Source organism: Rania fehmarnensis (assembly GCF_056494185.1).
Genome location: NZ_CM151398.1, coordinates 1,690,754 through 1,702,717, shown reverse-complemented (window position 1 = coordinate 1,702,717; position 11,964 = coordinate 1,690,754). Strand labels below are relative to the sequence as shown.

8 protein-coding genes are annotated in these 11,964 nt (G+C 54.9%); 5 read left to right on the top strand and 3 right to left on the bottom strand.

Features of this window, described 5'->3' with window-relative positions; genetic code table 11:
• Positions 1 to 34: 34 nt before the first annotated feature.
• Positions 35 to 1,615, bottom strand: a complete 1,581-nt coding sequence (locus SH573x_RS05320) for a sigma-54-dependent transcriptional regulator (RefSeq protein ID WP_479353297.1) — start codon at positions 1,613 to 1,615, stop codon at positions 35 to 37.
• Positions 1,616 to 2,044: 429 nt separating this feature from the next.
• Here SH573x_RS05320 and SH573x_RS05315 point away from each other — a divergent pair, with 429 nt between their 5' ends.
• The 3 genes from SH573x_RS05315 to SH573x_RS05305 all read left to right on the top strand — a co-directional run bounded on the left by SH573x_RS05315 (position 2,045) and on the right by SH573x_RS05305 (position 3,941).
• The gene (locus SH573x_RS05315; protein WP_479353296.1) at positions 2,045 to 2,524 is read left to right on the top strand and encodes a PA2169 family four-helix-bundle protein; all 480 of its coding nucleotides are present in this window, start codon (positions 2,045 to 2,047) and stop codon (positions 2,522 to 2,524) included.
• 115 nt (positions 2,525 to 2,639) lie between these two features.
• Positions 2,640 to 3,014 carry an Hpt domain-containing protein gene (locus SH573x_RS05310; RefSeq protein WP_479353295.1) on the top strand — a complete coding sequence of 125 codons (375 nt, stop codon included), beginning with the start codon at positions 2,640 to 2,642 and terminating at the stop codon, positions 3,012 to 3,014.
• Between the two features lie 15 nt (positions 3,015 to 3,029).
• Entirely contained in the window at positions 3,030 to 3,941 is a 912-nt protein-coding gene (locus SH573x_RS05305; RefSeq protein ID WP_479353294.1) for a YihY/virulence factor BrkB family protein, read from the top strand.
• Positions 3,942 to 3,956: 15 nt separating this feature from the next.
• On the opposite strand, the gene SH573x_RS05300 is transcribed toward SH573x_RS05305, so the two are convergent.
• On the bottom strand, positions 3,957 to 7,022 hold the full coding sequence (locus SH573x_RS05300) for a DUF7133 domain-containing protein (RefSeq protein ID WP_479353293.1): 3,066 nt from the start codon (positions 7,020 to 7,022) through the stop codon (positions 3,957 to 3,959).
• A gap of 232 nt (positions 7,023 to 7,254) precedes the next feature.
• On the opposite strand from SH573x_RS05300, the gene SH573x_RS05295 reads away from it, so the two are divergent.
• Positions 7,255 to 8,445 carry a formylglycine-generating enzyme family protein gene (locus tag SH573x_RS05295; RefSeq protein WP_479353292.1) on the top strand — a complete coding sequence of 397 codons (1,191 nt, stop codon included), beginning with the start codon at positions 7,255 to 7,257 and terminating at the stop codon, positions 8,443 to 8,445.
• Between the two features lie 86 nt (positions 8,446 to 8,531).
• A complete protein-coding gene (locus SH573x_RS05290) occupies positions 8,532 to 9,536 on the top strand; it encodes a UbiA family prenyltransferase (RefSeq protein WP_479353291.1) in 1,005 nt (334 codons plus the stop codon).
• 336 nt (positions 9,537 to 9,872) lie between these two features.
• Here SH573x_RS05290 and SH573x_RS05285 read toward each other — a convergent pair whose 3' ends face one another.
• Positions 9,873 to 11,816, bottom strand: a complete 1,944-nt coding sequence (locus tag SH573x_RS05285) for a prolyl oligopeptidase family serine peptidase (RefSeq protein ID WP_479353290.1) — start codon at positions 11,814 to 11,816, stop codon at positions 9,873 to 9,875.
• Positions 11,817 to 11,964: the final 148 nt, after the last annotated feature.

The following is an 11,964-nucleotide window of genomic DNA, read 5'->3' as shown; positions in this document are numbered from 1 at the left end:
GAGCAGCTTGGGCGACAAGTAACTCCGCTGGCGTCTAACGATTGGAACCAACAGTTACTGTGCGATCTAATTGAATGTTGAAGGCGGCTATTCGGTCGCGAACTTTACCACGCGTAATACCAAGAATTTCGGCAGCCCTGGATTGATTACCACCGGTTGTTTCCAAGACGCGCGTAAATAAGTAACGCTCAAGTTCACGCATGGCTTCAGCATACAGATCGGTGGAACTGTTGAGTCGAGATTCGATAAACTCAACGATCCCTTGGGACTGAGCCGAAGACTCGGCAGACAAAGGTATCGTGCCTTCGCTGGCTAGCGATTCACTATCGCCAACAACATCTTTTCGACTGGCGACTACCGCCGGCACCGGGCCGGCCAGGATGCCTGCAGCTCCACTGCCTGTGGATACCGTCGAGGTGGCTTCGCTTAGCGGTGCGCCATGTCGCGACTCGCGCACGATGCTCGGCAAGGACTCGACGCCCAGCACAGTACCAGTCGTATTCAATACCGCCTGACGAACCACTGATTGCAATTGGCGCACATTACCTGGCCAATGGTAACTCTTGAGCATCTCGAGCGCGGCGGGTGCTAACCCGTCAAGGTTGTTTTTGTTCATCTCCTTGCGCGCACGTCGCAAGAAGTACTCCAGTAGCAGTGGAATATCCTCCTGACGTTCACGCAGTGGCGGCAGTTGAATGGTGAAACCATTCAACCGATAGAACAAATCTTCGCGAAACTCTCCATCTTTAACCATTTGTTCGAGGTTGCGATTGGTCGCAGCCACAATACGCACATTGGTACGAATTTCTTCGTTGCCACCGACACGCTGGAACGATTGATCCTGAAGCAACCTAAGGACTTTGCCTTGGACCAACGGCGACATGTCACCGACTTCATCTAGGAAAATGCTGCCGTTATCGCATTGTTCGAACTTGCCGACGCGCCGTCGTTCGGCGCCCGTAAACGCGCCTTTCTCGTGACCGAAGAGTTCACTTTCCAGCAACTGATCGGGGATGGCCGCGCAGTTAACCGCGACAAAGGGGAAATCTTTGCGATTGCTGTGCTGGACGATTGCCCGAGCCACCAAATCCTTGCCTGTCCCGCTTTCCCCCCGAACCAGCACGGTAACATCCTGGCCAGCCACGCGGCCCACGGCTTTCAATACTTCCAGCATCACGCTGGAACGACCCACAAAACGCTCGCCGATTTCACCTTCACCTGTTAATGACAGGGCTACTGGATGATCCATCAGACGTCGCGATTCCGCCGCACTGGCGGTCAGGTTCTTCAGCTGCTGCAAATTGATCGGCTTGGCCAGATAATCGAACGCCCCCAAGCGCATGGCTTCGATCGTCGTTTCGCTGCTTGTATCGGAAGTGACGAAAATCATCGGCAACTTACGGTCAAGCGCACGAATTTTGCGGAATAACTCCAAGCCGTTCATTTCCGGCATAAAGACGTCCACGAGCGCGACATCTGGTCGATGAGCGTCCACAGCCGCCAAACCTTCGGCTGCATTGGCAGCCTCGATCACTTCAAATCCTTCGCCGCCCAACCCTCGCTGAACTGCCGTGCGTATCAACCGATCATCGTCGATGATGAGTACTTTGCTCACAACTTTTGCTCTCGGAAGTGGAAACCGACTTTCGCCGACATGGAACACCCACACTCACGCGTTAGACTTCGCGACATTATATCCGCATACAATTTCTTGAAGCCAAATCGGATCGAATCTAACCCAGTTAACATTTCGCGCAATCGCCGCGCAATCAATAACAGCATCGGGCCCGAGGCATATGCATTTGGTGTGCCGAACAGCGTGAGTGTAACGGTAGCGTGATTTCTTACTCAGCTAGGCTGCTGCGGACGCCCTAGGCGACTGTGATGGGCACTAAGGGTCCGCAGCTTCTCCCTTGTGACGGACGGCACGCCACTTGCAATCACGCGTCTCTGGTGTATTTTCGCTCACCGCAGCGCAGGATAAGTCGAACTAATGTCGCTGAGCGACCAGCAACTGTCTGTTTATCTGCCAAGGAGACTTAGGATGGCCATGCCTACCAATTTGAATCTCGATCACAGGACGGTTACCAAACTCCGCGAATTGGCCCAGTTGAATATCGACAGCCGTGACGGATTCGATTTCGCCGCTGAGCGTATCGACGAGCAGGCGCCCGCGATTGCCAAGCGGTTCCGTGAGTGGTCGGACCAGCGAGCCAAATTTGCTGAACAACTTGCTGGTCTACTCCGAGGCAGTGGGGAAGAAGCTCAGGAAGATGGCTCGTGGGCTGCTTCACTCCATCGTACCTGGATGAATATCCGCGACATGTTTACGACTTCAGACGAACCCGACCTCTACGCGGTCGCAGCTGAGGCGGAGCGCGGCGAAGATGTGATCAAAAACGCGTACGAAGACGCGGGTCGAGACTTGTCCGGTAGCATACTTGGCATTCTCAACGACCAGTTCGCTTCGATTAAACAAACACATGATGCAGTTCGCGATTTGCGAGATTCGCTGAAGAAGTGAAGCGCTGGCATCAAAGAGCGTAACAAGTTACGGATGGCTGTTTTACCTGCTGGTTGATTCCAGATTATGATGAGTGGGGTGGAGCGTGTCGAGTGTACTAAATAGCGAGAATGCAATGGGCGATCTTGATCGAGGAGACTCCGCGGAGGTAACTCTCGACTTGGCGCAAGCCCGCCAGAACTTCGGTAGCGATGAAGGTCTGCTAGTGGAAATTGCAACGGTGTTCATAGAAGATGTGCCCCTGCTGATCAGCGAGCTCGAAGCAGCTTGCCTCCGCAATGATACGCCCACGGTTTCGCGACTGGCGCATTCCCTGAAAGGCCTGTGCGCCACCTTCGGCGCCGAACCGGCCCGCACTTATGCGCAAGGTCTCGAACTCGACGCCACCGATTGCAGTTCACCACTTACGCGTGATCGCATTCAAGTGCTGATCGGTTCACTAGAGCAGACCATCGTCACCCTCCGTAACTCACTTCGCTTGAGTGCGTAGGTCGGCATCGGCATCATGCATTTAATTCGCGGGCTAACGCAGAGCTTCTCTAATTTCATCGAGGATGATTGCCCAACCTTAGCCGCTGCATTGGCCTATTACACAGTCTTTTCGTTACCTCCACTTTTGTTCTTGCTAGTCACTGTTCTCACTGCCTCGCTAGCCATGTTCTCCAGCGACCAATCGGCCGAAGAACGTGCCAAGAACATCATCACGCGGCACGCGGCCACAATCCTGGGCAACGATACGATCCAAGAAGAAGTCGGCGCCATACTGACGACGAACGAACATGAATCGCGGACCTGGTGGAAATCATTGCTGGGTATCGCGGCGGTGTTGGTGGGAGCGTCGGGCGTTCTGTCGGCCTTGCAAAATTCGCTCAACCGCGTATGGAAAGTGGCTCCGCGCAAAGACTCTAACCAGGCGATGCGTTTCGTGCTCAAACGCCTCGTTTCCTTGACAATGATTCTCGGGTTTGGTTTTATTCTGATCGTCTCGTTTGTAGTTAATACCGTCATTGAAGTAGTCATGCATACTGTGGGTGAGCGCCTGGGTATGGCCGAAGGACTGGCTCAAGTGGCCAACTACCTGGTGTCATTCCTGGTAATCACGGTCTTGTTGGCTGCGATATATCGCTATATGCCTGATGCACGAGTCAAATGGCGAGATGTGATCTTGGCCGCAGTACTAGCTTCGCTACTGTTCTCACTCGGTAAAGCAGTTCTCGAGTGGTATTTCAATCTCGCCAACCCAGCCGCTCAACTAGGCAGCGCTGCAGCCTCGCTGGCCGCGATTTTAATTTGGGTCTACTACACATCCATGATCATGCTGCTGGGCGCCGAATTCAGCAAAGCCTGGGCCAACGTAAACGGTCGAAGAATCTTGCCCGAACCCGGGGCCCAACGCGTCGAGACCGTTACCAAGTGACCACTCGGCTAGCGGTCAGCGGCCTGCCGCTTCCAGTAGTGTTAGCAGGTCGGCCAGTTCGTCCAGCGTCAGTTGCTGCTCCAGTCCAGCTGGCATAATCGACGTTTGACTGGCTAGTTGTTGCTGAATGTCTTCTTTGGCAATCGTCACCCGTTGATTGGCACCGGTGATCAATTCCAATTCAGATTCGGTCTGTCCCACCACCAACCCGTTGTAGACTCGACCATCGACGGTCAGCACTCGCAGAGGCGTGTAGCTTTGCTCCAGACGAGCATTGGGAAACACAATCGCCTCCAAAAGTGCGCGGCGCGTGCGAGTGGTGCCTATACGCGTCAACTCTGGACCGACCGTACCGCCTACGTATCCAATTCGATGGCAGGCACTACATGCCGCTTTGGTACTGCGGAAAACTTGAAAGCCGCGGGCTGCGTCGCCACTCTTGAGTTTGCCGAGCAGCTCATCCAACTTGGCTTCGACATCGGCCGGTGGCTTGCTGAGCGATTCCACTACTGTTTGAACACGCTGGCGCAACTCTTCGGAGCGACTTCGATAAAGCGACGTCACTTGATCAAAGGCCAGCGTTCGCGCGGCCGGTAATTGGGCCAGGCTTTCCAAGAGTTGCCCGTCCAGTCCGTCTTGACCGAGAGCCGCGACGCTCGACACTGCCACCATCAGCTCCAGTGGCTGAACGCGTTTCAATTCTGCAATCAAATGCTGCGCGCTCGCAGTCTCCACTTCTAGGCGAGCCAGGGCTTTCGATGCATCGCTGACTAGTTCTGCATCTTTCACTCCCAAAAAATGGTCGAGCACCACTTGCTCCATGGCCGCATCGCTCAGCTTGGCGCGAGGGCTCAAAGTGCCAATCAACTGCAGCCGTGCCTGTGGATCGCTGGTGTGCTTGGCTAAATCGATGATCGCCGTGTTGATGCGTGGAGCATCAGCCGGGTCAACCTTGAGACTGCTAAGCCACGCGGCCAGCGGAGCGCGGGCCTCAGCCTCGCAGCGCACGAACAACTTCAACACGCCATCGACCCACGCTGACGGTAGTTTTTGATTACGAACGCCGCCGAGCAGCCCAAGCAGCTTGTCAAGCTGCTGGCGCGTGGGTGGAATAGGGGATCCCGCCAACTCATCGATGCGCGCGGCCACCATGGAAGTCACTGCCCCAGATGTGCTCCACGCGGCGATAACGCTGGCCAGACTCGATCGCAAGCCTTCATTATTCTGAGATGCTTGCCAGGCCTGAGCCAAATGATCGACATTGCTGTCTGCCCACTGACTTTGCCGCGCTAGAATATCGGTGGCAGCTTGACGGTAGGCAGGGTCAGCCGCTGACAGAGCCGCAATGACCCGTTCGCTCTGCAGCAACTCAATGTGGCCCGATTGATCCAGCGCGATCATGACGCCACGCTGCACCGTCGGACTCTTGGCAGTCAGATAGGGCACCAACACCTGCGGTTGTTCCAGTTCCATCAAAGCATAGATTAGCGAATGTTCGAGCATGCGATCATCGGTAACCTCTGTCAGCTTGTCGATGATCGGCTTGATGGAATTCTTGTCACCCAATCGCCCTAAGGCTTCCGCCAGTGCTCGCGTGACGGCAGGTTCTGTTTCGCGTACCAAGGCTTGTTCCAAGTTCACCCGAGCTGACTTCACGCGTTGCACTGAAACACTATGAGCCGCAATTTGACGCAGCGGCGCTTGTGTGGAACCCAGTGCTGCAATCAGTGCCTCTTCAGCTTGGTCGCTGCGCTCCCCGGCTAGTCGACAGATGCGCCACAATGCTTGTTGACGATCACGCAGCGGTGCTTGTTCATCGCTGACGATCGTGGTGGCTGCCTGCAATGAAACTTGGTTCCACTCTTGCTGCGGGGCGGCCGCAGTGGTGCGAGTTCTGGCACTAGTCAAACGATAGATGCCGCCGGAGGCAATCGATTGGTCGACATGCGAACTGGGGCAACACAAGTTGTACCAGCCTCCAGTATCGATGACCAACAAACTACCATCGCCCCCTTCGATAACATCAGTCGGATGAAAGTCGATGCGCTCTGAAGCCACCAACTGACGGTCTTCGGTAACAAATCCGGCCCCGCGTGGCACTAGCGTATGGGCCGTTACTTTATGAAAGTTGAACTGAGCTGCGATCAACGTATCGATACCAGCGGTAACCGGCCCCAACAGTCGATCGGACTCCAGGCATATCAAACCACTGGGAGCGGCTGGTCCCAAGTGCGTCATAATCGGCAAGAGCCCGCCGGTGCGTGGATGACCATCCACTACGCCATGGACCTTGCCATAGACTCCTCCATAAACGGCATGCGCAATGCCATCGCGCAGACCATCACTTGGGTTCTGCAAGAAGGTACTCGTAAAGAAGCGCTCGCCCGTGTGACTGATCGCCAGTTCGACAGGATTGTCCATGCCACCGGTCATGACCGGTTCGATCGGCCCACCCTCCAGTCGGCGGCGAAAGATGTGCGCGGCTTTGGTCGTCAGCTGTTTGCCATTGACGAGTTCATGCTGTTGCTGAGCGAAAGCTCCTTTGCACCAATAGATCCAACCATCGCGACCCAAGTATGGACCATGGAGATCATTAGCGCAGCCGGTGATCGTTCCAGGGTTGTACCACACCTCGCGCTGTTCACAGACTCCATCGTCATCAGCATCCGTCAACTTCCAGATCTCTGGCGGCGCGCTGACCAAAATCGAATTGCCAATGCACAGCACACCTTCGGGGAAGGCCAAATCGCTGGCTGCGACCAGCCTCTGGTCGAACTTGCCATCGTGGTTGGTGTCGACAAGCCGCACGATGCGATGCAGCCGTTGTTTGTTGTGGTCGGCAATCGGCTTGCCCACGCCCCCACACTCTGCCACCACCAATCGGCCTGCTCGATCCCAGTCTGCGACAATTGGCCACTTAATCAGTTCACCATCGGTGGCAGATTGCAGATCCAGATCCGCGTCGACGCTCAGCGTCAGTGCCCCCACTTGGCGAAGGGTCGGTTCAGCCGCGGTCAGCGACCAACAGCTGCCGCAAACGACCAGCAAAGCTAGCGAAACGTACTGCGATGAAAATTTCACGACCCGGCCTCCAGGCATGGCAAGAACTACAGACTGGGGAACAGTTTAACAGGAATTTACAGACCGATCTAAGTTTTTGATTTCACAATTCCGGGGAGCACAAATCTCAGAGCCTGTTTCGCCCGGTAGGCGAGAAAATCTGGGCGATTACACTATTAGTGAAGCGATGGTTTCATAGCAGCGGCTATCCACAACCGCTTTACATATCACACCCCACAATGGTTCGTTAAGCATGCAACGTTTTCGATTCTTGGCTCTGGTTTGTTCTCTGTGCATGGCAGCGTCCGTCTGTGCGGCCGCCGAGCCAGCCAATCAATTAGGCTTCTCCAAGACCAAGCCTACCTCGGGAACCATCGTCGAAGTCGATGGCGGCTACCTGGTTCCTTACACCACTACAATTCCTGGCAGCCAGGTCAGCTTTACGATGCTGCCGATTCCTGGCGGCGTCTTCAAAATGGGCAGCCCAGCAGATGCTGAAGGCCATAAGGACGACGAAGGTCCACAAGTGGAAATCAAAGTCGAGCCCATGTGGGTCGCCAAGTGCGAAATCTCGTGGGCCGAATACAAACTGTTCATGTCGATGTACAAGATGTTCAAGACGTTTGAACAAAAGAAGATTCGAAAAGTCGACGCTGGCAAGTTACCTCTATCGCTAACTGCGCCGACTCAGTTATACGAACCAACCTTCACCTACGAATTTGGCGAAGAGTTGGACATGCCGGCGATCACAGTTACTCAATACGCTGCCAAGCAGTACACCAAGTGGTTAGCTGGTTTAACTGCACTGCAATATCGCTTGCCCACCGAAGCCGAATGGGAATACGCTTGCCGCGCCGGCACGACCACCGCTTACAGCTTTGGCGATGATCCTGAATCGATTGGTGATTACGCTTGGTTTGCCGATAACTCGGAAGAAGTCTTACATGCCGTGGGCAGCAAGAAACCCAATCCTTGGGGACTGCATGATATGCACGGCAGCGTGATGGAGTGGGCGATCGACGGTCACACCGAAGACGGCTACAAGTCGTTGGCCGGGAAATCCATGCCGATATCGGTCGTCGATGCCATTAATTGGCCGAAGGAGTTGGTGCATCGCTCGCTGCGTGGTGGCGGTTGGCAAGACGACGCCGAAGCCTTGCGTAGTGCCGCGCGCGTCGCCAGCGAGGATTACGACTGGAAGGAAACCGACCCCAATATTCCCAAGAGCCCTTGGTGGTACACCGACGATCCCGCCCGCGCAGTTGGCTTCCGAATCGTCAGATCTTATAAGCCTCTAGATAATCAGACGATTACCAAATTCTACGAGATCGACAACGAAGACATCCAACTGTCGGTCGACATTCGCTTGGAAGAAGGTCGCGGAGTTCGGGGATATAGCGATCCGTCTTTGGCTGAAGAGATCCAAAAGGTAACGCCCGAGTGATCAGCTTCTAAACGAGCCACAGTCACTCAACATCAGTAGACAACGCGGCGGTAATAATTCAGCCCAATCGATTCGGAAAGACATGGATGGCCACCGAAAAACCCACGTTTGAAAACGACCAGATAGAGGCGGACCATTTGCAATGGGGACGCCTGAGCGATTGGGCTCAACTGGTCAGGTTACCAAATGTATTTACTGTCTTATCCGATTCGCTAGCCGCGGCCATCCTGGTCACTGGTGGGGCGCTGCCATGGTTTACCCTGGTTCTGACCGTGCTGGCATCCGTGCTGGTCTACTGGGGCGGCATGATTCTGAACGACGTGGTTGATCTGGAAGAAGATCGCACCACGCGCAGCCATCGACCGTTGGTACGCGGGCACATCTCACCGGTCATCGCCGGCCACGTTGGCAGTGGCATGCTGATCACGGCACCGATCGTGGTTCTGCTGGCCACCAATCTCAATCGTCAACAGCCTCTGTGGATGGGAGCGGCGTTCTTGGCCGCAGTCGCTTTATCATTATGTGTGCGCACCTATGATTCGGCGATTAAGCGCACGCCCATCGCGCCGCTGATCATGGGGCTATGCCGCTCGCTGAACATTATTATGGTCGGCTTGGTCATGTTGGCCGTCAATCCGGTCGAATCCAACATCCCTCACTCGCTGCTCATCTTTGCTTTGGGCATTGGTGTGTACATCATCGGCATCACCGTCTTTGCGCGGCGTGAAGAGGGGCAGAGCGTCCCGAGTGGTTTGATGCTGGGAATCATTTTAGAAATTGCTGGCACGGTCCTGATCGCCAGCATACCTTGGTTTAGTGGCGAAGAAGACACGCGCTGGCAGCTCGATCCTTGGCGCGCGTATCCACTTCTAATTGGACTGGTCAGTTTGACAGTGCTCAATCGTGGAGTCCAAGCTGTGTATCATCCAGTGCCTCGCAAAGTTCAACTGGCTGTCAAACATGCGATTCTCACACTAGTGCTGTTAGGCGCCGCGGTCGCGGCCTTAAGCGCCGGTCCTTACTTCGGCTGCGGTGTCGCCCTCTTGCTCTTTCCAGCCATGCTGTTGGGTAAGATGTTTAAGAGTACATAAAGGAAGAATGTAGAGCGGCTGTCCTCAGCCGCTCAGCACCCGGTGTTCTTTTTTGAAACGCAGAGGCCGCAGAGCCCGCAGAGGCCGCGGAGAAAACGCGGCGGATAGTCGGATGCTCTGTGTCTCTGTGTCTCTGTGGTTAACAAATTCAAGAGCTAACCACAGAGGCACAGAGAATAAAAAGGGGTCAGGTCCATTTTCAGTTGCCCCCGGGGACACAATCCGTTGGCATCAAACAACACCAAGGTTGATGCGTCCATCTCCACCTTCCCCCGCAACTTTGTCCGTTCTTCATAGCGGTGTTCGGCTCAGCTGGAGCATTCGCCCTCCCACGCTCTATTTCCAATTCTCATCAAAGAAGCCCGCGGCGGTGACCGGTGCGGCGGATTCGCTGCTGCGGGTGCCCTGCAGCTCGAGCATGGCCCAATCGGGTAGTTGAGGATTTTGCAGCGAGTTGGTGCGATCGTGCGCGTCGCGAAAGGTCGGTCCGGAATTGAGCACTACATAACGGTTTGGCGAAAGCGGACTGGGCATGATCAGACTGGGAACAGTCACTGCGGCATCCCAATGCCGCGCTGCCAGTCGGATCTCTTGACTACTCCACCCAAAGGGGATCGTAGGTTGTTTCAGCACACGCGCGATGAGCGAATTGCTGGCAGGATCGCCCCACAAAATTAGATGGTACTTCTGTATGTCTTCCTCAGTTACTTCCACATCACGCTTCGTGCGCGGCTCACCGCGCATCAGCGACTTCCAGCGCGAGATCTGATATTGCGATTCACACTCGACCCACTTCGACAAACTGGTATTGCTCGACTTTGCACTGGGCAACACAACTAGGAAAGGATCAAAAAAGGCATCATCGATGGGACCGGATAGTCCAGGTCGTTTTGCAGTCGAAGAGAGTTCTTCAGTTACATGCCATGAACCCTTGCTACCTGGTGTCAGCAGCAAACTCTGGCCGCGCGAAACTGGAAAACTGGACGAGCCAATCACTAGTTCGTCACCGCTTGGAATATCCAGTTTCAAAGCGGCTACGTTTTGGGTATCGATTTGCCAGGTGTTACCGCTCTTGGTTGCCGTAACTTGTGTATCTGCGTATTGTTTCTCCATGCGTTCCATACTGATCCAGCGCGTGCGATGCACGCGCCAGTGTCGCGTCTGCAGAAACAATTCAGTGGGCGATTCAGCCTGGCCCTGATCGGCAAGGCTACTCAACGATTTCAGCAACTCTTTCAAGACTTCGGGATGATATTTGTGTCCCATGCCCGGTCCAATCAAATGTTTCAACGTTCGCCCGTGCGATTGAAACGCCTCCTCCATGACGCGAGCTGCTTGAATCTGCTTGTCGTTCTCACCGCTGTAAGCGATCACGGGCAAGTTAAAGAGGTTGCGAGTGTAATTGGGAACATCGTAGATGCTCCATAACGTCTGCGTGTACTCAGGCGGATACTTATCGGGCTTTAGATTTTGGTAGCGAGCCGTTTCGGCAAAGCCAGCACCAGGACTAACGGCCACGAAGCGATCCCCATTTCGAGCAGCCACATGCCACGCACCCGCTCCGCCCATCGAGAAACCGATCAACACAATCTTGCGTTGGTCGATTGGATAATTGCGACAAACAAAATCGATGGCTTCCATCACATCGGTAGTGCCGGCGCTTTTGTAGCCGACACACTGCCGACCGAAGGGATGCAGGGTAATCGCATTGGCCGGCGCGACCTCGCCGACGCGATCCAGACGTTCGCACAAGAAATGTAAATCGGTGGCTTTATCACCTCGACCATGCAACCACACAAACAACGGCACACCTTGGGCAGAATCGAGCGGCGACTCGGGCATCACCAGTCCAATAGGCTGGGCCGAATCGTCGACGCGCGAGACAAAGCCACGAACTTGCAAACGCTTTTGACCTTCGAGGCCGGGCAGGGGACCAGTGGCCGTTGGATCGACGTTGCTGGCTAGCCAACTCAGCCGCGATTCCGCCAGGTCGAGTAAGCGATCGCACTTGGCAAAATCTTTTTCTTGATAAAACTCGCGAAATTCAATCGCCAGGCGACATGCCTTGACCAAAGCTTGCACATCGGCCCAATAGGGCGACTGCCGCTGCGTTTGTAGCGACTTGTCCAGCTTATTCAGGCGCTGATTCCACGCGGCTAGGCGTTCAGCTGGAATCTCCATCCCCTCAGGTGGCAAAGCACGCGGCCAACTGGCACATTCTTGAGCCAGAGCCAACGGCGCGAGCCAGAGACAGCTCAGCCACAATATGTAGCGAATCATGGTGCTTTCGACCTCGTAGCGGGAGCCGTCAAGGATTTTCAATTCATAGCTATTGCCTGCGTCAACATGATACTCGAAATGCTCGACGCATTCCGCAACTCGCAATTGATGGCAACTTGACACAAGCCAGAAGGCTATGCCACATTTG